This is a genomic window from Mycobacterium sp. IDUB_3, from assembly GCF_055419585.1.
On the sequence record NZ_JBVAXZ010000001.1, the window covers coordinates 4,013,930 to 4,035,888 of the forward strand.

Below are 21,959 nucleotides of genomic sequence, written 5' to 3' on the forward strand. Positions count from 1 at the left end.
GTGGCGGCCCCGACCCAAAATGGGGTGGCCAGAGGCGATGTAGCTCAGTCGGTTAGAGCGAACGACTCATAATCGTTAGGTCGCCGGTTCGAGTCCGGCCATCGCTACAGCACAACAGCACAACAGCACAGCTTTTTGAAGAATCGAGAGAGAACATCATGGCTTCCAGTACCGACGTACGGCCGAAGATCACCCTGGCATGCGAGGTGTGCAAGCACCGTAACTACATCACCAAGAAAAACCGCCGGAACGACCCGGACCGAATGGAGCTGAAGAAGTTCTGCCCCAACTGCGGTAAGCACCAGGCGCATCGGGAGACACGCTAGCGGCCACCCGCGAGCGTTTACTCCGATTGACTAGGTAGTTTAAGAACCGTGCCGTTAACCGAAAGCATCGTGGGGATGCACTACCGCTACCCCGATCATTACGAGGTGGAGCGGGAGAAGATCCGCGAATACGCGGTGGCCGTGCAGAACGACGATCCGTCGTTCTTCGCGGAGAAGGCGGCGGCCGAACTCGGCTACAAAGGCCTGCCCGCCCCGCTCACGTTCGTCTGTGTATTCGGCTATCAGGCGCAGACGGCATTTTTCAAGTACGCCAATGTCGCCGTCCAGGACGCACAGATCGTCCAGGTCGACCAGGTGCTGAAGTTCTTCGCGCCGCTGGTGGCCGGGGACAAGCTGTACTGCGACGTCTATGTGGACTCGGTGCGCGTATCGCACGGCACCCAGATCATTGTCACTAAGAATGTCATCACCAACGAGGCCGGTGACGTCGTGCAAGAGACCTACACGACCCTGGCGGGCCGTGCCGGTGATGATGGAGAAGAGGGATTTACTGATGCCACTGCGTGAGTTCAGCTCCGTGAAGGTGGGTGACCAACTTCCTGAGAAGACGTATCCGTTGACTCGACAGGATCTGGTGAATTACGCGGGCGTTTCCGGCGACTTGAACCCCATCCACTGGGACGACGAGATCGCCAAGGTCGTCGGCCTGGACACCGCGATCGCGCACGGCATGCTGACCATGGGTATCGGCGGTGGCTATGTCACTGCGTGGATCGGTGACCCCGGTGCGGTCACCGAGTACAACGTGCGGTTCACCGCGGTGGTGCCGGTGCCCAACGACGGCAAGGGCGCCGAGCTGGTCTTCAGCGGACGCGTGAAGTCTGCCGATCCCGAGACCAAGTCCGTGACCATCGCGCTCACGGCCACCACCGGCGGCAAGAAGATTTTCGGCAGGGCGATCGCGTCCGCGACTCTCGCGTAGGCCATGGCACTCAAAACAGATATCAGGGGAATGATCTGGCGCTACCCTGACTACTTCGTCGTGGGGCGGGAGCAATTGCGCCAGTTCGCGCTGGCCGTCAAGAACGACCACCCGGCCCACTTCGAGGAAAGCGTGGCCGCCGAGCTCGGCCACGACGCGATTGTCGCGCCGCTGACCTTCGCGACCATTCTCGCCAAGCTGGTCCAACTGGATTTCTTCCGGCACGTCGACATCGGCATGGAGACGCTGGTGATCGTTCAGGTCGACCAGCGGTTCGTGTTCTCCAAGCCGATCAAGGCCGGCGACAAGCTGTGGGCCCGGATGGACGTCTACTCGGTTGAAGAGCGCTTCGGCGCCGATATCGTCGTCACCAAGAACACCTGCACCAACGAGCAGGGGGAGGTGGTCTTGGACTCCTACACCACGTTGATGAGCCAGTACACCGACGGGTCCGCGAACCTGCGCTGGGACCCGGACTCCGGCCAGGTCGTCAGAACGGCGTAATCGGTATTGGATTTCCCGCGCTTAGGGGCAATCAAGTACACTCGGTCGTCGGGGTTTTCCCAGCATTAGCGCGCTTTCCGTGAGTCGAGCGATCGGAAGGCGCGCGTGTCATGTAGGCCCCGGTAGGTAAGCGCAGGTTGGCCTGCCAACCGCGAAGGGGCGTAGCTCAACTGGCAGAGCAGCGGTCTCCAAAACCGCAGGTTGCAGGTTCAAGTCCTGTCGCCCCTGCTGAAGACGAAGGCGTGCCATGGTGGACACTGGAAGTATGTGCCGCCACAAATGGGACGGCTTTCGGGGTACGAGCAAACAAAGGAGCATGCGGTGAGCGACGAAGGCGACGTTGCCAACGACGCCGCAAGCGACGGCACTGACAAAGAGGACGGCCGCGCGAGCGGCGGTCGGACGGCGGTGGTTACGCGACCACAGCGCCCCACGGGCAAGCGGTCCCGGCAACGGGCTGCCGAGGCCGGGGAAGACGCCGAGTCGGCGGACGCGGTCGAGGCCGCCACGCCGGACAAGGCCAAGAAGGGCGCCAAAGCCAAGAAGGCCGCAAAGCTTAAGGCCGGCGACCATCGGGCCAACCCCTTCGTGTTCGTCTACAACTACCTCAAGCAGGTCGTTGCAGAGATGCGGAAGGTCATCTGGCCCAACCGCAAGCAGATGCTCACTTACACCTCCGTTGTGCTGGCTTTCCTGGCCTTCATGGTGGCACTGGTCGGCCTGGCGGATTTCGGCCTGACCAAGCTGGTGCTGTTGGTGTTCGGCTGAGCGAGTGACAGAGAGGACTCAAACCGTGACTACCTTCGACGGTGACCCGTCCGCGGGTGAAGCGGTCGACGTGGACGAAGCCGCGCAGGCGCAGGCCACGGACACCTCCGCAGCGGCTGAGGCCACCGAGGCGACTGTGGACGAGACGGCCGAGGCCGCCGCGGCGCCCGACGATTCGGCCGAAGAGGCCGACCCGGCCGCCACGCTCAAAGCGGAGCTGCGCAGCAAGCCCGGCGACTGGTATGTCATCCACTCCTACGCCGGATACGAGAACAAGGTCAAAGCCAACCTCGAAACCCGTGTGCAGAACCTCGACGTCGGTGACTACATCTTCCAGGTGGAGGTGCCAACCGAAGAGGTCACCGAGATCAAGAACGGTCAGCGCAAGCAGGTCAACCGCAAGGTGCTGCCCGGCTACATTCTGGTGCGCATGGACCTGACCGACGACTCGTGGGCCGCGGTGCGTAACACCCCGGGCGTCACCGGGTTCGTCGGGGCGACCTCGCGTCCGTCGGCGCTGACGCTCGACGACGTGGTGAAGTTCCTGCTGCCGCGCGGCGCGACGAAGAAGGCCGCCAAGGGCGCGGCCACCACGGCCGCCGCCGCCGAGGTCGGCGGGCTGGAACGCCCGACCATCGAGGTCGACTACGAGGTCGGCGAATCGGTGACGGTCATGGACGGACCGTTCGCCACGTTGCCGGCCACCATCAACGAGGTCAACGGCGAACAGCAGAAGCTCAAGGTGCTGGTGTCGATCTTCGGCCGCGAAACCCCGGTCGAACTGACCTTCAGCCAAGTCTCCAAGCTCTAAACCGGCGCATACGCCGGGCGTAAACCCAGGAAGGAACCGCACAATCTCATGGCCCCGAAGAAGAAAGTCGTCGGGCTGATCAAGCTTCAGATCCAGGCGGGGCAGGCCAACCCGGCGCCGCCGGTCGGGCCCGCGCTCGGTCAGCACGGCGTCAACATCATGGAGTTCTGCAAGGCATACAACGCTGCCACGGAGAACCAGCGCGGCCAGGTCATCCCGGTGGAGATCACGGTCTACGAGGACCGCAGCTTCACCTTCGCGCTCAAGACCCCGCCCGCCGCCAAGCTGCTGCTCAAGGCCGCCGGCGTGGGCAAGGGATCGGCCGAGCCGCACAAGACCAAGGTCGCCAAGGTCAGCTGGGATCAGGTCAAGGAGATCGCCGAGACCAAGAAGGCCGATCTGAACGCCAACGACATCGACGCAGCGGCCAAGATCATCGCCGGCACCGCCCGGTCGATGGGTATCACCGTCGAGTAATAACCGCAAAGACCGTGGGAGGGCTGGCTTCGGCCCGAGTTAACCACGACCCAACACCCGATTGGATTGATCAATGAGCAAGAACAGCAAGGCATACCGCGCCGCCGCCGAGAAGGTGGACCGCGACAACCTGTACTCCCCGCTGGAAGCGGCCAAGCTGGCCAAGGAAACGTCGTCGAGCAAGCAGGACTCCACCGTGGAGGTCGCGATCCGGCTTGGGGTCGACCCGCGCAAGGCCGACCAGATGGTCCGCGGCACCGTCAACCTGCCGCACGGCACCGGTAAGACCGCCCGCGTCGCGGTGTTCGCCGTCGGTGACAAGGCCGAGCAGGCCCAGGCCGCCGGCGCCGACATCGTCGGCAGCGACGACCTGATCGAGAAGATCCAGGGCGGCTTCCTGGACTTCGATGCCGCGATCGCCACCCCCGACCAGATGGCCAAGGTCGGTCGCATCGCGCGCATCCTTGGCCCGCGTGGCCTGATGCCGAACCCCAAGACCGGCACCGTCACCCCCGATGTCGCCAAGGCCGTGTCCGACATCAAGGGCGGGAAGATCAACTTTCGCGTCGACAAGCAGGCCAACCTGCACTTCGTCATCGGCAAGGCCTCATTCGACGAGAAGGCCCTGGCCGAGAACTACGGCGCCGCGCTGGACGAGGTGCTGCGGCTCAAGCCGTCCGCCTCCAAGGGCCGCTACCTGAAGAAGATCGTGGTCTCGACGACGACCGGACCGGGCATCCCGGTCGACCCGGCCGTCACCCGCAACTTCTCGGAGTCCTAACCCCCGCACTCGACGATGCGCCGCCGCAGAAACGCGCGGCCGGGGTCGGATCCGTTGGACTCCAACGCCTCCCGATACCAGGGCAGCGCATCGGCGGGTCTGCCCGCGCGCCGCAGCAGGTCGGCGCGCACGGTCGCAACGAGATTGGACCGGGTCAGCCGCGGATCGTGTGCCACCGCGTCCAGGGCCGCCAGGCCGGAGTCAGGACCGTCGCGGAACCCGATCGCCAGCGCCCGGTTGGCGGCCACCACCGGTGAGCCGGTCAAACCCCACAGCCGGTCGTAGGCGACGCAGATGGTCACCCAGTCGGTCTGCTCCCAGGACGGTGCCGTGGCATGCAGCGCGGCGATCACGGCCTGGGGGAGATAGGCGCCCGTCGAGCCCTGGGCGCGACGCAACCGCTCGAGGCCGCGTGAAATGCGGTCCCGGTCCCATCGGCGCCGGTCCTGATCCTCGAGCGGCACCAGCATCCCGGTGTCGTCCACCCGGGTCGCGCGCCGCGAATCGTGCAGCAGCATCAGGGCGGACAGAGCGTGTGCCTCGGGCTCGTCGGGCAGCAGCGCGCACAGCTCCGCGCCCAGCCGGATCCCTTCGTCGCACAGGTCGTCGCGGATGGCCGACGGGCCCGCGGTCGACCAGTAGCCCTCGGTGAACACCGAATAGACGCAACCGAACACGTGCGGCGTGCGCTCGGGCAGCAACTCGGCCGGTGGCACCCGCAGCGGGATGTTGGCGTGCCGAACCTTGTTCTTGGCGCGCGTGATTCGCTGACCGATGGCCGCCTCGGTCTGTAGCAGCGCCCGCGCGATCTCGCCGACGGTCAAACCGGACACCATCCGCAGCGTGAGGGCCAACTGCGATTGCCGGTCCAGCGCCGGGTGGGCACAGGTGAACATCATCCGCAATTCGTCGTCGCGTACCGGATGCGGATCGGTGTGATCGGTGCGCGCCCTGATGTCGTTCAACACAGCCGCCAATTCCTTTCCGGGACGCACGGATTCGCGGCGCAGCCGGTCCCGGGCGCGGTTACGTCCGACCGTCACCAGCCAGCCGCCCGGGCTTTCGGGCACCCCGTCGCGCGGCCAGGTGCGCAGCGCTTCGGCGCAGGCCTCCTGGACGGCGTCCTCGGCGACGGTGAGGTCACCGGACCACCGCGCGAGCGCGGCCACGGCCGGGCCCCATTCGCGGCGGAAGACGCCGTCCAGGTCGGCCATTCGCTACAGGCCGGAGACGCCCGCCAGTTGGCGCAGCTGGACGGTCGAAGCGGGGATCATCGACGCGATCTTGATCGCCTCGTCACGGTCGGTGGCGCCCAGCAGGTAAACGCCGGTCGCGATCTCGGCACCCTCGACATAGGGGCCGTCCGTGATGAGGACCTCGCCGTCGCGCACCCGCACGGTCGTCGCGGTGGAGCGATCGTGCAATGCGGCGCCGCCGATGATGCGGTCGCCCGCGGCCGCGTGCAGGTCCGCGTGCTTGGCCGCGACCGCCTCCCACTCGGGGGTGCCCGGCGTGTGGGCGGTGGTGGGCGGTTCCAGCAGCAGCGCCAGCCAGTCGTTGCCGGTCGGCTTGCGTGCAGGCTCGATCGAGTGGACGACCGGCCACAGCTCCACCGCCCCGAACGCGGCGACGGGGACGTCGCGCGCCAGTGCCAGCGCCTCGTCCAGGTTTTCCGCTTCGAAGACGTAGTAGCCGCACGCCACCTCGGCTGACTCCGCGAAGGGCCCGTCGGTGACCGTCGGCGCGTCCGGGCCGCCGGTGATCAACGCCGCGGCCGCGGCGGGGGCCAGCGCGTCACCGGCCTTGATCGCCGATCCGGCCTTGGCGTGGAAGTTCTCCCAGGCAGCCATCGCGGTGGCGGCATCGTCGGGCGTACGGTTCTGTTCCTCGCTGATCAATAAGGCGAAGTACTGCATGTTCGTCACCTCCGGTAGTGAGCGAAGCCGTGTGCTCCACTCTCTACCTACTCGACGAACCGCGCAGCGCCAATCCGACAGACGGCGCAAAAATCAGGACCCGCTAGTTCGAGGCACCCGGCTTGAGGTAGGTCACCAGGCTGACGTCGAGCATCTCGTCGCCGAAGTAGTGCTCGCAGCCGCGCAGGTACTTGATGTAGCGGTTGTACACCTCTTCGGACGTGACCTCGATGGCCTTGTCCCGGTTCGACTCGAGCGTGTCGCTCCAGATATGCAGCGTCTTGATGTAGTGCGGCCGCAGCGAGATCGGTTCGGGCACAACAAATCCCGCCTTCTCGCCGTGATCGACCATCATCTGGGTGGATGGCAGCCGGCCGCCAGGGAAGATCTCGGTGACGATGAACTTGATGAACCGCGCCGTCTCGAAGCTCAGCTTCTTGCCGCGCGCGGCCAGGTCGTACGGGTGGTAGCTGACGCTGCTCTGCACGGTCATCCGGCCGTCGTCGGGCATGATGTCGAACGTCCGCTTGAAGAAGTCGTCGTAGTTCTCGTGGCCGAAGTGCTCGAAGGCCTCGATCGACACGATGCGGTCGACGGGCTCGTTGAAATCCTCCCAATTCTGCAGGCGGACCTGGCGCGAGCGGCTGGTGTCCATGGAATCGAGCAACGCCTCGGCGCGGGCGTGCTGATTCTTGGACAGCGTCAGGCCGATGACGTTGACGTCATACTTCTCGACGGCGCGCTTCATCGTGGTGCCCCACCCGCAGCCGATGTCCAGCAGGGTCATGCCCGGCTTGAGGTCCAGCTTGTCCAGGTTGAGGTCGATCTTGGCGTACTGGGCCTCTTCCAGGCTCATATCGTCGCGCTCGAAGTAGGCGCAGCTGTAGGTGCGGGTCGGGTCCTGAAACAGGCCGAAGAAGTCGTCGGAGACGTCGTAATGCGCCTGGATGTCCTCTGAACGCGTCCGCGTCTTCGTCGGGCCAGTCGGTTGCTCAGCCATTTTCGTCCTGTTCTCCTGGAAGAGGTTCACTTCCTACAACCCGCGCACGCATCGGAGGGGTGATGGTTGACCAGCAACGATACCCAACCTCGATGCGTGATTCGAAAAGGGTGCGGGTGCGCGTCGCGGGCCCGACTGCGATACGAAGTCTACTTTTCCAGGGTTAGCTGGTACACGTCCACCCAACCCGGCCGCTACTTGGTGAGCGTGTACTGGGCAACGTTGGCGATCGTCTTGCGGAACAGGTCCGCGCAGCCGGTCAGATAGCGCATGTAGCGGTCGTAGACCTCTTGAGACTGGATGGCGATAGCTCGTTCGCGATTGGCCTCCAGATTGGCGGCCCAGGTGTCCAGAGTTCGCGCGTAGTGCGGCTGCAGATATTGGGTTTGCTCGACCGTGAAACCGCTGTTTTGTGCATTGTCGACGATATCGGGTTCGCCGCACATTCCCCCGCCGGGGAAAATCTCCTTGCCGAGGAAGTGCAGGAAACGCAGGTCTTTCATCGTGATCGGGATGCCGTGCTCGCTCCAGTACGACTGCGGCTGCGTGAAAATGCTGTGCATCAGCATCCGGCTGTCATCGGGGAGAGTTTTGTAGGCCCAATCCCAGAACGCCGGCCAGCGGTCTTTCTTGAAGGCGTCGTAGGCCTCGAAGCTGATGATCCGATCGACTTGCTCGTCGAACTCTTCCCACCCCTGCAGCCGGGCCTCGGCGCGCCGCGTCGTGCCGATCGCGGCCAGCCTCGCTTTGGTGCGCGCGTAATGATTGCGACTCAGCGTGATGCCAACGACATTCACGTCGTATTTCTCGACCGCCCGGACCACGGCGCCGCCCCAGCCGCATCCGACGTCAAGCACCGTCATTCCCGGCTCGAGTTGCAGCTTGTCCAGCGCCAGATCGATCTTGGCGAGCTGAGCCTCTTCCAGGGTCATATCGTCGTTCTTGAAGTAGGCGCAGGTGTACACCATGTTCGGGTCGAGGAACAGCGCGAAGAAGTCGTCTGAAATGTCGTAGGTCGCCTGCGACTCTTCGTAATACGGCTTCAGGTTCGCCATTTCACACACCCACCCTTCCTCTGCTAACCGTACAGTCCTAAGACGTGGAGTAAAAATTCCGGGGAAGCGTTTCTACCGAGTACTTTTCGCTAGCCGGCCCGGCTGAAGTTCTCCGTCAGCACGCCGATCACCTGATCCCACAACTGTTGTGGAAGATCATGACCCATTCCGTCGAATGTCACCAATCGGGCGCCGTCGATCGCCCGCGCCACGGCACGCCCCCCGAAAGGCCGCATCAGCTTATCGGCCCGGCCGTGGATCACCACGGTGGGCGCGGTGGTCTGGCGGTTGTAGCGGCGCAGGCTGCCGCTACCCAGCACCGCACCGAAATGCCTCGCGACGCCCTGCGGGTAGTAGTTGCGGTCGTAGCCCTCGGCGGCCTCGGCGCGGGCCTGCTCTTCGGGCACGCGGTAGCGCGGGCTGCCGATGATGTTGCCGACGCGCACCGCGTTGTCGATGATCACCTCGCGCGGCGAGTCCGGCGGCGGGCCCTTCAGCAGCGCCAGCAGCGCGCGCGGGGCCGGCGGCGGCAGCAGCGCCGAATTGTTGCTGGAGAAGATGACCGCCAGGGTCCTGGTCCGCTCGCTGAATCGCGCGGCGAAGATCTGCGCGATCATGCCGCCCATCGACGCACCCACGATGTGGGCGCGGTCGATGCCCAGATGGTCCAGCACGGCAGCGGCGTCGTCGGCCATGTCTTCGAGCTTGTACGCCGACTGGCTGGGCAGACCCAGCCAGGACCGCAGCAGCCTGATCACCAGCGGCTGCCCCGAGCTGCGGTGCTGCGTCTTGCTGGACAGGCCGACGTCGCGGTTGTCGTAACGGATGACGCGCAGGCCGTGGCCGACCAGCTTCTCGCAGAAGGCGACCCGCCACAGCAGCAGCTGGGCTCCCAGCCCCATGATCAGCAGGACGGGAGGGTCGTCGATGTCGCCCATGTCCTCGTAGTACAGCTTCAGATCGCCAGAAATGGCATGCCCCGCGCGGACCTGCACCAGAGAGCTCCTATACCTCGACGTCGGACGAGTGCTCGCGGCTGACTTCGACCATGAAGTTCGCGAAATAGCCCGTCAGCTGCGGATCCGACATCATCTGCCACTTGGGTGCCAGCAGCTTCATGTACCGCTCGACATAGAGGAATTGCTTGCCGATCAGCACCAGCTCGCGGGGCAGCTTGACGTCGTAGGCGTCGGCCAGCGTCGACAGCTGCCGGCCGATGTCGGCGTAGGACATGTCGCCCAGCGTCGACATGGTCAGCGGGGTCGCGAACTTCTCCAGGTCCTTGGCGGCCTCGGCTTCGGGCTTCATGGTGCCGACCGCGCCCATCAGCACCACGATCTTGCCCGCCGCCGCGTGGTCCTTCTTGACCAGCAGCGCGTACACCAGCTCGCGCAGCAGCCAGCGGGTGCGCGGATCGATGCGGCCCATGATCCCGAAGTCGAAGAAGACGATGCGGCCCTGGTCGTCGACGTAGAGGTTGCCGGCGTGCAGGTCGCCGTGGAACAGCCCGTGCCGCAGCCCACCCTCGAACAGCGAGAACAGCAGCGCCTTGACCAGCTCAGTCCCGTCGAAGCCGGCCTTGCGGATGGCGGCGACGTCGTCGATCCGGATGCCGTGCACCCGCTCCATGGTCAGCACCCGGTCGCTGGTGAAGTCCCAGAACACCTGCGGTACCCGGATGTTCTTGCCCAACGGGGAGGTGTGCAGGTGCGACACCCACGCCTCCATCGACTGCGCCTCCAGCCGGAAGTTCAGCTCCTCGGCCAGGTTGTCGGAGAAGTCTGCGACCACGTCCTGCGCCGAGAGCCGGCGGCCCAGCTTGGCCAGTTCGACGGCCTGGGCGAAACGCTTGAGGATCTGCAGGTCGGCTGCGACCCGGCGCCGGATGCCCGGGCGCTGGATCTTGACGACGACCTCCTCGCCGGTGTGCAGGGTGGCGTAGTGCACCTGCGCGATGGACGCCGACGCGAACGGCGTCTCGTCCCATTCGGCGAACAGCTCCGACGGGTCACCGCCGAGGTCCTCGACGAAGAGCTTGTGCACCTCGTCGGCGTCGGCGGGCGGCACCCGGTCCAGCAGGCCGCGGAACTCCCGGGACAGCGATTCACCGAACGCGCCGGGACTGGACGCGATGATCTGGCCGAACTTGACGTACGTCGGTCCCAGGTCGGCGAAGGTCTGGGGGAGCTGCTTGATCACCTTCTGCTGCCACGGGCCCCTGCCCGGCAGCTTGGTGACGATGCGAGCGGCGGTGCGGGTGACCTGCCAACCGGTCACGGCAACCCGGGCCGCTTCGACCGGCAACGGCACCCGGTCGAGCTTGGCGCCCTCTCGATGTTTGACAGAGCTCATCTGTGCAGTGTGCCAAACCGGCACGGATGAGTCCCAATCCTCTAACTCGGGCGCCCGCCGCCGGCCCCGCGTTTCCAGGGCTGCACCCAGCCCTCGATCGCCCAGTCCTCCCGCGCGGCGATCAACTCGTACATGGTGGCGCCGTCGATCGTCTCCCGGATGATGTCGGCGTGCCCGGCATGCCGAGCGAGCTCGTTGATCACGTGCAGGATCACCCAGCGCACCGACCAGGCCTGCTGATCCTTGGGAAACCACGGGATGTCCCGCGGAACGGGCACCGCGGCGTCCAGGTCGGCGGTCTCCACCAGCCGCAGCGAGGTCGCGTTCTGCGCCTCGAACGCCCCCAGCAGCCCGGTGAGCGTCTCGTCGGGCCGCATCACGTGCTGGTCGGCGAACTCCGAGGCGATCTGCTCGAACGGGCGCGGGTCTTTCGGTGGCGCGTCCGGTGCGGCGCTGACGCGCGCCATCCAGCTGCGCTGCATCCCGGTCGCGTGCTTGACCAGCCCGCCGATGGACAGCGCGCTGACCGAGGGCGTGGACCGGGCCTGATCGTCGGTGAGGCCATGGCTGACGGCGAAATACGCGCTCTGGTGAAACGCCAGGAATTCGCGCAGGGCGTTGCGTTCGTCGGCCACCGGCGGGGCGAGGGCGGGCATTGGTCGATCCTAGGTCTTGCGCGCCGTAAGGTGCGGGGATGCAGGTGGTTTCGGCATGCGAATAACGAAGGCCGAGTCGACCGAGCTCTTCGTCGGGCCACCGGACGGGCCGCTGCAGCTGGTCCGCGTCACCGTGTCCGAGTGCGCCGCACCCACGCCGATCCGCATCGACGGCCCCGGCCTGCGCGGGCGGGCGGTCGCCGAACCCGGGCGCGAGGTCGTCGAGGTCGCGGTGCGCGTCGACGAAGCCGTCGTCGGCCAGCGCCGGGCCGCGCTGGCGCACGCCGGCGGTCAGCGGCTGCCGTTCGAGTTCACCGTGGCCGAGCCCGGCTGGACCATGTTCATGATCAGCCACTTCCACTACGACCCGGTGTGGTGGAACACCCAGGGCGCCTATACCAGCGAGTGGGCCGAGGACCCGCCGGGGCGGGCCCGGCAGACCAACGGCTTCGACCTGGTGCACGCGCATCTGGAGATGGCGCGCCGTGACCCCGAGTACAAGTTCGTGCTCGCCGAGGTCGACTACCTCAAGCCGTACTGGGACACCCGCCCCGAAGACCGGGCCGACCTGCGCCGGTTCATCGACCAGGGCCGCGTCGAGGTGATGGGCGGCACCTACAACGAACCCAACACCAACCTCACCAGCCCGGAAACGACGATTCGGAACCTGATGCACGGCATGGGGTTTCAGCGTCACATCATGGGAGCGAACCCCGCCACCGCGTGGCAGCTGGACGTGTTCGGCCACGATCCCCAATTCCCGGGGCTGGCCGCCGACGCCGGCCTGACGTCGAGTTCGTGGGCCCGGGGACCGCACCACCAGTGGGGCCCTGCGCTGGGCGGCGGCGACGTCGAGCGCATGCAGTTCGCCAGCGAGTTCGAGTGGATCTCGCCGTCGGGCCGCGGCCTGCTCACCCACTACATGCCCGCGCACTATTCGGCGGGCTGGTGGATGGACTCCGCGGCGTCGCTGGGCGAGGCCGAGGAGGCCACGTACCAGCTGTTCGATCAGCTCAAGAAGGTCGCGCTCACCCGCAACGTGCTGCTGCCCGTCGGCACCGACTACACCCCGCCCAACAAGTGGGTCACCGACATCCACCGCGACTGGGCCGCCCGCTACACCTGGCCGCGCTTCGTGTGCGCGCTGCCGTGCGAGTTCTTCGCGGCGGTGCGCGCCGAACTGGCGCAGCGCGACCGCGTGCCCTCGCCGCAGACCCGGGACATGAACCCGATCTACACCGGCAAGGACGTGTCCTACATCGACACCAAGCAGGCCAACCGGGGCGCCGAGAACGCCGTGCTGCAGGCAGAGCGTTTCGCGGTGTTCGCCGGGCTGCTGACCGGCGCCCCCTACCCGCAGGACGCCCTGGCCAAGGCCTGGGTGCAGTTGGTCTACGGCGCGCACCACGACGCCATCACCGGCTCGGAATCCGACCAGGTATACCTCGACCTGCTGACCGGCTGGCGCGACGCCTGGGAGCTGGGCCGCGCGGCCCGCGACAACTCGCTGGCGTTGCTGTCCGGCGAGGTCGGTTCCGGCGAGGGCGATGTGATCGCGTGGAATCCGCTGACCTGCAGGCGCACCGACATCGTCACCGCGCGCCTCGACCCGCCACGGGGCGCCCGGGTGCGGGTGCTCGACGCCGACGGTGCCGAGCTGGCGGCGCACGTCGAGCACGACGGCCGGTCGATCAGCTGGCTGGCGCGCGACGTGCCGTCGCTGGGTTGGCGGGCGTACCGGCTGGTGCCCGCCCCCGACCGGGACGAACCGCCCGGCTGGGAACCGGTCGCGGGATCGCGGATCGCCAACGAGCACTACCGCATCCGGGTCGACCCGGCGCGCGGCGGCGGGGTCGCCTCGCTGCTGCAGGACGGCCGCGAGCTGATCGCCGACGGCAGGGTGGGCAACGAGCTCGCCGTCTACGAGGAATACCCGGCGCACCCGAGCCAGGGTGAGGGCCCGTGGCACCTGCTGCCCAAGGGGCCGGTGGTGTGCTCGTCGGAAGGGCCCGCGCGGGTGCAGGCCTTCGCTGGGCCGCTCGGTCAGCGGGTGGTGGTGCACGGCCGGATCGGCACGCTGCTGCGCTACACCCAAACGGTGACGCTGTGGCGCGGCGTCGCGCGGGTGGACTGCCGCACCACCATCGACGAGTTCAGCGGCGCCGACGAGCTGGTGCGGCTGCGCTGGCCGTGCCCGGTGGCCGGCGCGATGCCGGTCAGCGAGGTGGGCGACGCCGTCGTCGGCCGCGGTTTTGCGCTGCTGCACACGCCCGACGGCTCCGGCGCGGTCGACACCGGCCGGCACCTGTGGACCCTGGACAACCCGGCGTACGGCTGGTTCGGCCTGTCCTCGGCGGCCCGGATCCGGGTGTCGGGCGCCGGCGTGCGGGCGGTGTCGGTCGCCGAGGTGGTGTCGCCGACCGAGGCGATGGCCGGGCCGCTGGCCCGGGAGCTGATGGTCGCGCTGGTGCGCGCCGGCGTCACGGCGACCTGCAGCGCCGCAGGCAAGCCGCGCTACGGCCACCTCGAGGTCGATTCGAACCTGCCCGACGTGCGCATCGCGCTGGGCGGGCCCGCTCGCAACGCCTTCACCGCGACCGTGCTGGCCGGCGCTCCGGCGTACGCCGACGAGCTGGAGCGCCAGTTGGCGGCGACCGGCCGGGCCCGGGTGTGGGTGCCGGCCGAGACGCCGCTGGACGCGGTGTGGGTGCCCGACGCCGACCTGCGTGCGCCGCGCGCGCTGCCGGTGCTGATCATCGACGGCCGCGACGAGGACGACCTGCGGGGCGCGATCGCGCAGGTGGCCGGCGATCTCGGCGACGCCGAGATCGCCGTGTCGCAGCAAGCACCCTCGGCGACGGACACTTTCGAAGACCGCACCGTCGCCCTGCTCAACCGCGGGGTGCCCAGCTTCGCCGTCGACACCGAGGGCACCCTGCACACCGCGCTGATGCGGTCTTGCACCGGCTGGCCGTCGGGCATCTGGATCGACGACCCGCGCCGCACCGCACCTGACGGCTCCAACTTCCAACTGCAGCACTGGACCCACGCCTTCGATTACGCGTTGGTCAGCGGGGCGGGCGACTGGCGCCAGGCGGGGATCCCCACCCGCAGCGCGCAGTTCTCCCAGCCGCTGCTCGCCGTCACGCCCAGCCGGCGACGGGGAGCGCTGCCGCCGGCCGGATCGCTGCTGCGCGTCGAGCCCGAATCGGTACAGCTGGGCGCCCTCAAGGCCGCCGGCAACCCACTGACCGAGGGCAGCGCGGCGCCGCTCGACCCGAACGCGGTGGCCCTGCGCCTGGTGGAGACCACCGGCGCCGGCACCCCGGTCTTCATCGACTCCGACGTCGCGACGGTGCGCGCCCTGCGGCGCGCCGATCTGCTGGAAACCCACCCCGAACCCGTGGCGTCGGTCGAGCTGCACGGCTACCAGGTGGCGACCGTGCTGGCCCGCGTCGACGCGCCCCGGGCCGCGCCCGGTGCCGCCGTCCTGGCCCCGCACGCCGAGGCCGCGCAGCCGCTGTACGCGCGGTATTGGCTGCACAATCGCGGCCCCGCGCCGCTCGGCGGGCTGCCGGCGGTCGCGCACCTGCACCCGCCGCAGGCGGGCGCTGAGCCCGGCGGACAGGTGACGCTGCGCCTCGCCGCGGCCAGCGACAGCACCGACGCCACGCTGCGCGGCGCGGTCGGTCTCCGGTGTCCGGACGGCTGGACGGCCAGGCCCGCCGAGTTGCCCGTCACCCTGCGCGGCGGCGAACACTTCTACGAAGACGTGGTGGTGTCGGTCCCGGCGAGGGCCGAACCCGGCCACTACCCGGTGCGCGCCGAACTCCGCATCACCGGCGACGACGTGCCGGCCTGCTGGCGACAGCCCGTCGAGGACGTCTGCGTGGTGACGGTGGGCGGGGCGACGGGCGAGCTGGTCTACCTCGCCGAGGGGCCCACCGAGGTCACGCTCGGACCCGGCGAAGCCGGCGCCCTGACCGTCACGGTCGGCAGCCACGCCGGCGCCGACCTCGCACTGGAGGCGCACCTGGTCAGCCCCTGGGGCACCTGGGAGTGGATGGGTCCGGGCGCCCTCGGCGCGGTGCTGCCCGCCGGCGGCACCGTCGACCTCAGCTTCCAGCTGACCCCGCCGGCCTGGCTGGAACCCGGCCAGTGGTGGGCCCTGGTGCGGATCGGCTGCGCCGGCCGACTGGTCTACTCGCCGGCGGTGAAGGTGACGGTGACATGAGCGTCCACCCGATTGCGACCGTTGCCGGCACGCCCGTGTGGTCGGGCGTCCTCGACGCCGCCGAGGCGCGGATGCGCGCCGCACGGGGAGCGGGCGCCCTGCCCGTCAGCGGCACCAGCGAGGGCCGCCAGCTGCGGCGGTGGCTGACCCAGCTCATCGTCACCGAGCGGGTGGTCGCCGCGGAGGCCGAGGCCCGCGGGCTGGGCGCGCGCGGCGCGCCGTCCGAGGCCGAGCTGCTGCCCGACGTGACCGCCCGGCTGGAGATCGGCAGCGTCGCCGCCGCCGTCCTGGCCGAACCGCGTGCCCGGGCGCTGTTCGCCGACGTCACCGCCGCGGTGCGGGTGGCCGACACCGAGGTGGCCGCGTATCACGCCCGCAACCCACTGCGCTTCGCCGCGCCGCAGCGGGACGAACATGGCTGGCGCACAACGGCATTGGCGGCTCCACCGTTGGACGAGGTGCGATCGGCGATCGAGGAGCACCTGCGCGGCGCCGCACGGCGGCGCGCCTTCCGGTTGTGGTTGGACGCGCGGCGTGCCGCGCTGGTGCAGCTGGCGCCCGGCTACGAGCATCCCGGCGACCCCCGCCAACCCGACAACACCCACCGGCACTGAGCGCCATGCTTACCCTCTGCCTGGACATCGGCGGAACCAAAATCGCTGCCGCGCTGGCAGATTCGGGTGGAAAGCTGGTGTACACGGCTATCCGCCCCACCCCGGTCACGTCCGCCGCCGGCGACGTGTGGGCCGTCGTCGAAGCGTTGATCGCCGACGCGCTGCGCGCGGCGGACGCTCCGGTCGGCGCGGTCGGGATCGCCTCGGCCGGGCCCATCGATCTGCGCAACGGCTCCGTCAGCCCGATCAACATCGACAGCTGGGACCGTTTCCCGTTGCGCGACAAGGTCGCCGCGGCGGTGCCGGGGCTACCGGTGGTGCTGGCCGGTGACGGCGTCTGCATGGCGTTGGGGGAGCACTGGATCGGGGCGGGGAAAAACGCGGCCCCGGAGGCACGATTCCTGCTGGGCATGGTGGTCTCCACCGGGGTGGGCGGCGGGCTGGTGTTCGATGGCGTCCCGTACTCGGGGCGCACCGGCAACGCCGGTCACGTCGGGCACGTGGTGGTCGAACTGGACGGGCGGCCCTGCACCTGCGGCGGTCACGGTTGCGTGGAGACCGTCGCGTCCGGACCGTGGATGGTGCGCCGGGCGCGGGAGAGCGGCTGGTCCGCGCCGCCCGAAGCCGGCGCCAGCGACCTGGCCGCCGCGGCGGCGGCCGGAGACCCGTTGGCCCAGCAGGCATTTCACCGGGGCGCCAACGCGCTCGCCGCGATGATCGCCTCGGTCGGCGCGGTGTGCGATCTGGATCTCGTGGTGATCGGGGGAGGCGTCGCCAGATCCGGGCCGCTGCTCTTCGACCCGCTGCGGGCAAAGCTCGCCGAATACGCCGGCCTGGACTTTCTGTCCGGGCTGCGGGTGGTGCCGGGCGAGCTCGGCGGTGCGGCCGGGCTGATCGGGGCGGCCCGGCTCGCGGGGCTCAGCTGACCCGCTGCATGTGCTTTCGGCCCCAGTCGCACAGGCTGGCCAGCACCGGCCCCAGCGTCATGCCGTATTCGGAAATCGAATAGTGCACGCACGGCGGCACCGTGCGCGCGTCGTGGCGCTCGATGATTCCGGCGTCGACCAGTTCGTGCAGGTGCCGGATGAGCATGCGTTCGGTGATGCCGGGGATGCTGCGCCGCAGCTCGGCGGTGCGCATCGGGCCGTCGCACAGCCGCCACAGGATGGTGCCCTTCCAGCGGCCGTCGATCACCGACAGCGCGGCGTCGATCGGGCAGTCGCTGAGTTCCTTCTTGGATACGGACACGAGCACCTCGCTGACTAATTTGTCAGTACCTTGATATTTGTCAGCATAACCGCCAAGGTCGTTGCCATGAACAACAGCATCGACGCGCTCGCGGTCGTGGTCACCGGACTGATGGTCGGCGTGGAGCTGGCGGTCGCGGTCTTCTTCAATCCGATCATCGCCCGGCTGCCCGACGACGGCTTCCGTGCCGCCCGCGGCGGTGCCGCCCGGGCGCTGGGCACGACGATGCCGTTCTGGTATGCCGTCACCCTGCTGCTGGTGGCCTCGCTCGCCATCCAGGAGCGCGGCGAGCAGCGCGACTGGCTCTGCGGCATCGCCGCGGGGCTGATGGCCGTGGTGATCCTGCTGACGGTTGCCCTGCTGGTGCCGATCAACAACCGCATCGCGAAATGGCCGAGCACCGGAGAGCTCTCGCGCGAGCTCGCGGTTCGCTGGGATCGACGGCACCGGGTGCGGGTGATCCTGCTGCTGGCGGTGTTCGTCCTGCTGGCCCTCGCCGTCACCTGAGGCCGTCGTTTTGGCTGATCGCGCGTGCCACGCTATTCTGTTAGCCGATCCACCGAAGACCGTCGGTCACCGAGTAATCGGTTGAAGGTCCGGGAGCATCCCGGCGGCCCACGCAGGAGGACGAGGCATCACCGCCGGCTCGCGCCGGCGTATGTTCACGCCCCGGCCGCTTCTGCGCCGGGGCGTTCGTCGTTCTTCGGGGAATCGAGACGACACGTCGCATTGACTTTCACTTCAGGAGGTAGGCATGGCCAGGGCTGACAAGGCCACCGCCGTTGCAGACATCGCCGAGCAGTTCAAGGAGTCGACCGCAACCCTGATCACGGAGTACCGCGGTCTGACTGTCGCCAACCTGGCCGAGCTTCGGCGCTCGCTCAACGGGGCGGCCACCTACTCGGTGGCCAAGAACACGCTGGTCAAGCGTGCGGCTTCGGAGGCCGGGGTCGAGGGGCTCGACGAGCTCTTCACCGGCCCGACGGCCATCGCATTCGTCACCGGCGAGGCGGTCGACGCCGCCAAGGCCATCAAGACCTTCGCCAAGGACCATAAGGCGCTGGTCATCAAGGGCGGCTACATGGACGGTCGTGCGCTCACGGTCGCCGAAGTCGAGCGTATCGCCGACCTCGAGTCGCGCGAGGTGCTGCTGGCCAAGCTGGCCGGCGCGATGAAGGGCAACCTCGCCAAGGCGGCGGGGCTGTTCAACGCTCCCGCTTCGCAGGTCGCCCGGCTCGCGGCCGCGCTGCAGGAGAAGAAGGCCGCCGAGGGTCCCGCCGCTGCTGCAGGACCCGCAGCCGCCGCTGAGCCCGCCGCGGACGCCACCCCGGAGCCCGCTTCGGAAACACCCGCTGAGGCGCCGGAAACCCCGGCCGAAGCCGAATAACAACCAAACCCGGAACCTGGAAAAAATAAGGAAGGACCCACACCCATGGCAAAGATGTCTACCGACGACCTGCTCGACGCTTTCAAGGAAATGACCCTGCTGGAGCTCTCCGACTTCGTGAAGAAGTTCGAGGAGACCTTCGAGGTCACCGCGGCCGCCCCGGTCGCCGTTGCCGCCGCCGGTGGTGGCGCCGCCGGTGCCGCGCCCGCCGAGGCCGCCGAGGAGCAATCGGAGTTCGACGTCATCCTCGAGGCCGCCGGTGACAAGAAGATCGGCGTCATCAAGGTGGTCCGCGAGATCGTCTCCGGCCTGGGCCTCAAGGAGGCCAAGGACCTGGTCGACGGCGCGCCCAAGCCGCTGCTGGAGAAGGTGGCCAAGGAGGCCGCCGACGAGGCCAAGACCAAGCTCGAGGCCGCCGGCGCCACCGTCACCGTCAAGTAAGTCGCAAGCGCGCAAACCCCCGGGATCACCGTCCCGGGGGTTTCGTGCGTTCAGTGCCTCGCCGACTCCAGCGACTGCGCCACCCGCTCGGGTGAATCCCCAAGGGCAACAAGCAAGTTCGTAGTCATCGCACCGAGCACCGGTGCGACGGCCGAGTCGTCGTCGCCGTAATAGCCGGCCAGCTCGAGCATCACGAAGCCGTGGATCAACGCCCAGAACTGGGCCGCGGTGGCCACGACGGACGCGTCGTCGACACCGTCTTTCAAAGCGCCCGCGGGTTTGATGCGGCCGGCCAGCATGCACCGGTGCACCCCGCGCACCACGTGCGCGAAGCTGGGGTAGCGCCGCTCGATCTCGGCGACCGTCAGCGTCAGCACGTTGTGGGCGGGCGCATTGATGCCGTGTGCGCTGGTGCTGCCGAACATCAGCCGGTACATGTGCGGGCGCCTGATGGCGTAGCGGCGATACGCCGCACCCGTGACGAACAAATCGGCGACCGGGTCGGCGGTCAGCGGCACCGTCAGCGCGGCGTCGAACTGGCGCAGGCCCTCCTCGGCCACCTCCGCGATCAGCCCCCGCATCCCGCCGAAGTGCGTGTACACCGCCATCGTGGAGGTGCCCGCGGCGCCGGCCACCTTGCGCGTCTGCAGGGCGTCGGGCCCGTGCTCGTCGAGCAGGCCGACCGCGGCGTGCAGCATCTCGTCGCGAACGCTGCGCTGAACCTCTGAAGTCATCGTTGCCATCTTCTCATCGGCGGCGTACCGTGCCAATAACGCTGCAATAACAATGTTATAGGAGCTCAGCGATGGTGAGCACGGCAACAGCCAAACCCGGCAACCCCTACCTTGAGGACTTCCTGGCGCCGGTGCGCGCGGAGGTCACCGCGCACGATCTGCGCGTCACCGGCCGCATTCCCGAACACCTCGACGGCCGCTACCTGCGTAACGGGCCCAACCCGGTCGCCGAGGTGGACCCGGCCGTCTACCACTGGTTCAGCGGCGACGGCATGGTGCACGGGGTGGCGCTGCGCGACGGGCAGGCCCGCTGGTACCGCAACCGCTGGGTGCGCACCGCGCACGTCTGCAGGGCATTGGCCCAGCCGGCGCCCCAGGGGCTGAACCCGCGCGCCGGGATGCTGTCCGTCGGCCCGAACACCAATGTGCTGAGCCATGCCGGGCAAACGCTCGCACTCGTCGAGGGGGGCGGGGCGAATTACCGGCTGACCGACGAGCTGGACACCGAGGGGCCGTGCGATTTCGACGGCACCCTTGTCGGGGGCTACACCGCCCATCCGCACCGTGATCCCCGCACCGGCGAATTGCACGCCGTGTCCTACGCGTTCACCCGCGGGCGGACCGTGCAGTACTCGGTGATCGATACCGCCGGCCGTGCCCGTCGCACCGTCGACATCGAGGTGGGCGGGTCGCCGATGATGCACGACTTCTCCCTGACCGACAAATACGTGGTGATCTACGACCTGCCGGTGACGTTCGATCCCGTGCAGGTGATGCCGACGAACGTGCCGCGTTGGTTGGGTTTGCCGGCGCGGCTGGTGATGCAGTCGTTGATCGGACGCGTCCGGTTCCCCGGTCCGGTGACCACGATGATCAACCGCAATCGCGAGCCGATCAATCGGATGCCCTACCGCTGGAATCCTGACTACCGGGCGCGCATCGGAGTCATGCCGCGGGAGGGCGGCAACAAAGACATCCGCTGGTTCGACATCGAACCCTGCTACGTCTACCACCCGCTCAACGCGTACTCCGAGATGCGCGGTGGCGCTGAGGTTTTGGTGCTCGATGTGGTTCGCTACTCGCGGATGTTCGACCACGACCTGCGCGGGCCCGGCGACAGCCGGCCGACTCTGGACCGCTGGACCGTCAACCTCGCGACCGGGGCGGTGGCCAGCGAACGCCGCGACGATCGCCCGCAGGAGTTTCCGCGCATCAACGAGGGTTTGCTGGGCGGGCGGCACCGATTCGGCTACACCATCGGCACCGACGGCGGCTACCTGTCGAACGGTGCGTCCGAGATGTCCACCGCGCTTTACAAACACGACTATGCGACCGGATCGAGTACCGCCGCCGCCCTCGATGCCGGCCTTTTGCTCGGCGAGATGTCCTTTGTGCCGAACCCCGCCGCGCGCGCCGAAGACGACGGCATCCTGATGGGCTTCGGCTATCACCGCGACAACGATGAGGGCCAGTTGCTCTTGCTGGACGCGCAGACGCTCGAGTGGATGGCCACCGTCCACCTGCCGCAGCGGGTGCCGATGGGCTTCCACGGCAACTGGGCGCCCACCGGCTAACGGTCGGCTAACACGTGCGTCAAATAAGTTGTGCCGTGCGGGCTTCCGGCTGATCTCAGGACGGCCAATTTTCTCCCCGCTGTCGTCCGCATCCCTGCTGCGGTGTGGCAGGCGTGCGCTACAGTGACTCATGCCACA

The 21,959-nt window shown here is 68.1% G+C and carries 24 protein-coding genes and 2 tRNA genes; 17 read left to right on the top strand and 9 right to left on the bottom strand.

Annotation, left to right across the window (positions count from 1 at the left end; genetic code table 11):
• The first annotated feature begins 33 nt into the window (after window positions 1-33).
• The 10 genes from ACZYVJ_RS18640 (at window position 34) to rplA (ending at window position 4,610) form a co-directional block, all read left to right on the top strand.
• A tRNA-Met gene (locus ACZYVJ_RS18640) sits at window positions 34-107 on the top strand.
• A gap of 51 nt (window positions 108-158) precedes the next feature.
• On the top strand, window positions 159-326 hold the full coding sequence (rpmG, locus tag ACZYVJ_RS18645; protein ID WP_007167776.1) for a 50S ribosomal protein L33: 168 nt from the start codon (window positions 159-161) through the stop codon (window positions 324-326).
• A gap of 75 nt (window positions 327-401) precedes the next feature.
• The gene (gene hadA / locus ACZYVJ_RS18650) at window positions 402-854 is read left to right on the top strand and encodes a (3R)-hydroxyacyl-ACP dehydratase subunit HadA (protein ID WP_463833056.1); all 453 of its coding nucleotides are present in this window, start codon (window positions 402-404) and stop codon (window positions 852-854) included.
• The gene (hadB, locus tag ACZYVJ_RS18655) at window positions 841-1,269 is read left to right on the top strand and encodes a (3R)-hydroxyacyl-ACP dehydratase subunit HadB (protein ID WP_067122372.1); all 429 of its coding nucleotides are present in this window, start codon (window positions 841-843) and stop codon (window positions 1,267-1,269) included. The genes hadA and hadB overlap by 14 nt, the downstream gene beginning before the upstream one ends.
• 3 nt (window positions 1,270-1,272) lie before the next feature.
• Window positions 1,273-1,773: a (3R)-hydroxyacyl-ACP dehydratase subunit HadC gene (gene hadC / locus ACZYVJ_RS18660; RefSeq protein WP_463832376.1), complete on the top strand. Its 501-nt coding sequence runs from the start codon at window positions 1,273-1,275 to the stop codon at window positions 1,771-1,773.
• Window positions 1,774-1,928: 155 nt separating this feature from the next.
• Window positions 1,929-2,001, top strand: a tRNA-Trp gene (locus ACZYVJ_RS18665).
• Window positions 2,002-2,094: 93 nt separating this feature from the next.
• Window positions 2,095-2,541 (top strand): preprotein translocase subunit SecE, encoded by a 447-nt coding sequence (gene secE / locus ACZYVJ_RS18670; RefSeq protein ID WP_463832377.1) that lies wholly within the window; start codon window positions 2,095-2,097, stop codon window positions 2,539-2,541.
• 136 nt (window positions 2,542-2,677) lie between these two features.
• Window positions 2,678-3,352, top strand: a complete 675-nt coding sequence (gene nusG, locus ACZYVJ_RS18675; RefSeq protein WP_463833057.1) for a transcription termination/antitermination protein NusG — start codon at window positions 2,678-2,680, stop codon at window positions 3,350-3,352.
• A gap of 48 nt (window positions 3,353-3,400) precedes the next feature.
• Window positions 3,401-3,829 carry a 50S ribosomal protein L11 gene (rplK, locus tag ACZYVJ_RS18680; RefSeq protein ID WP_007767860.1) on the top strand — a complete coding sequence of 143 codons (429 nt, stop codon included), beginning with the start codon at window positions 3,401-3,403 and terminating at the stop codon, window positions 3,827-3,829.
• A 73-nt stretch (window positions 3,830-3,902) separates the two neighbouring features.
• Entirely contained in the window at window positions 3,903-4,610 is a 708-nt protein-coding gene (gene rplA, locus ACZYVJ_RS18685; RefSeq protein WP_463832378.1) for a 50S ribosomal protein L1, read from the top strand.
• On the opposite strand, the gene ACZYVJ_RS18690 is transcribed toward rplA, so the two are convergent.
• The 7 genes from ACZYVJ_RS18690 to ACZYVJ_RS18720 all read right to left on the bottom strand — a co-directional run bounded on the left by ACZYVJ_RS18690 (window position 4,607) and on the right by ACZYVJ_RS18720 (window position 11,568).
• On the bottom strand, window positions 4,607-5,824 hold the full coding sequence (locus ACZYVJ_RS18690; protein WP_463832379.1) for an RNA polymerase sigma factor: 1,218 nt from the start codon (window positions 5,822-5,824) through the stop codon (window positions 4,607-4,609). The genes rplA and ACZYVJ_RS18690 overlap by 4 nt on opposite strands.
• A 3-nt stretch (window positions 5,825-5,827) precedes the next feature.
• Window positions 5,828-6,526, bottom strand: a complete 699-nt coding sequence (locus tag ACZYVJ_RS18695; RefSeq protein ID WP_463833058.1) for a YciI family protein — start codon at window positions 6,524-6,526, stop codon at window positions 5,828-5,830.
• A gap of 103 nt (window positions 6,527-6,629) precedes the next feature.
• Window positions 6,630-7,526, bottom strand: a complete 897-nt coding sequence (gene mmaA4, locus ACZYVJ_RS18700; protein WP_463832380.1) for a hydroxymycolate synthase MmaA4 — start codon at window positions 7,524-7,526, stop codon at window positions 6,630-6,632.
• A 194-nt stretch (window positions 7,527-7,720) separates the two neighbouring features.
• Window positions 7,721-8,581, bottom strand: a complete 861-nt coding sequence (locus tag ACZYVJ_RS18705; protein ID WP_463832381.1) for a cyclopropane mycolic acid synthase family methyltransferase — start codon at window positions 8,579-8,581, stop codon at window positions 7,721-7,723.
• Between the two features lie 89 nt (window positions 8,582-8,670).
• A complete protein-coding gene (locus ACZYVJ_RS18710; protein WP_463833059.1) occupies window positions 8,671-9,519 on the bottom strand; it encodes an alpha/beta fold hydrolase in 849 nt (282 codons plus the stop codon).
• A gap of 67 nt (window positions 9,520-9,586) precedes the next feature.
• Window positions 9,587-10,933, bottom strand: coding sequence for an ABC1 kinase family protein (locus ACZYVJ_RS18715; RefSeq protein ID WP_463832382.1), 1,347 nt, complete (start codon window positions 10,931-10,933; stop codon window positions 9,587-9,589).
• 41 nt (window positions 10,934-10,974) lie between these two features.
• Window positions 10,975-11,568: a DinB family protein gene (locus ACZYVJ_RS18720; RefSeq protein WP_463833060.1), complete on the bottom strand. Its 594-nt coding sequence runs from the start codon at window positions 11,566-11,568 to the stop codon at window positions 10,975-10,977.
• 76 nt (window positions 11,569-11,644) lie between these two features.
• Here ACZYVJ_RS18720 and ACZYVJ_RS18725 point away from each other — a divergent pair, with 76 nt between their 5' ends.
• Genes ACZYVJ_RS18725 through ACZYVJ_RS18735 form a run of 3 tightly spaced genes read left to right on the top strand, consistent with a single transcriptional unit; the run spans window position 11,645 to window position 17,363 of the window.
• On the top strand, window positions 11,645-15,823 hold the full coding sequence (locus ACZYVJ_RS18725) for a glycoside hydrolase family 38 N-terminal domain-containing protein (protein ID WP_463832383.1): 4,179 nt from the start codon (window positions 11,645-11,647) through the stop codon (window positions 15,821-15,823).
• A complete protein-coding gene (locus tag ACZYVJ_RS18730; RefSeq protein WP_463832384.1) occupies window positions 15,820-16,437 on the top strand; it encodes a DUF7158 domain-containing protein in 618 nt (205 codons plus the stop codon). Before ACZYVJ_RS18725 ends, ACZYVJ_RS18730 begins: the two co-directional genes overlap by 4 nt.
• Window positions 16,438-16,442: 5 nt before the next feature.
• Complete coding sequence (locus tag ACZYVJ_RS18735; protein WP_463832385.1) at window positions 16,443-17,363, top strand: ROK family protein; 921 nt, start codon at window positions 16,443-16,445, stop codon at window positions 17,361-17,363.
• Here ACZYVJ_RS18735 and ACZYVJ_RS18740 read toward each other — a convergent pair.
• Entirely contained in the window at window positions 17,356-17,685 is a 330-nt protein-coding gene (locus ACZYVJ_RS18740; protein WP_064883957.1) for a winged helix-turn-helix transcriptional regulator, read from the bottom strand. The two genes, ACZYVJ_RS18735 and ACZYVJ_RS18740, sit on opposite strands and share 8 nt — an antisense overlap.
• Before the next feature lie 66 nt (window positions 17,686-17,751).
• Between ACZYVJ_RS18740 and ACZYVJ_RS18745 the strand changes: the two genes are divergently transcribed.
• The 3 genes from ACZYVJ_RS18745 (at window position 17,752) to rplL (ending at window position 19,513) form a co-directional block, all read left to right on the top strand.
• Window positions 17,752-18,192: an anthrone oxygenase family protein gene (locus ACZYVJ_RS18745; protein ID WP_463832386.1), complete on the top strand. Its 441-nt coding sequence runs from the start codon at window positions 17,752-17,754 to the stop codon at window positions 18,190-18,192.
• 247 nt (window positions 18,193-18,439) lie between these two features.
• Window positions 18,440-19,072 carry a 50S ribosomal protein L10 gene (gene rplJ / locus ACZYVJ_RS18750; protein WP_463832387.1) on the top strand — a complete coding sequence of 211 codons (633 nt, stop codon included), beginning with the start codon at window positions 18,440-18,442 and terminating at the stop codon, window positions 19,070-19,072.
• A gap of 45 nt (window positions 19,073-19,117) precedes the next feature.
• Complete coding sequence (rplL, locus tag ACZYVJ_RS18755; protein WP_463832388.1) at window positions 19,118-19,513, top strand: 50S ribosomal protein L7/L12; 396 nt, start codon at window positions 19,118-19,120, stop codon at window positions 19,511-19,513.
• A 50-nt stretch (window positions 19,514-19,563) separates the two neighbouring features.
• Here the strand turns inward: rplL and ACZYVJ_RS18760 are convergent, their stop codons facing one another.
• Window positions 19,564-20,247: a TetR/AcrR family transcriptional regulator gene (locus tag ACZYVJ_RS18760; RefSeq protein WP_463832389.1), complete on the bottom strand. Its 684-nt coding sequence runs from the start codon at window positions 20,245-20,247 to the stop codon at window positions 19,564-19,566.
• A 71-nt stretch (window positions 20,248-20,318) separates the two neighbouring features.
• Between ACZYVJ_RS18760 and ACZYVJ_RS18765 the strand changes: the two genes are divergently transcribed.
• On the top strand, window positions 20,319-21,821 hold the full coding sequence (locus tag ACZYVJ_RS18765) for a carotenoid oxygenase family protein (RefSeq protein ID WP_463832390.1): 1,503 nt from the start codon (window positions 20,319-20,321) through the stop codon (window positions 21,819-21,821).
• Window positions 21,822-21,959 lie beyond the last annotated feature (138 nt).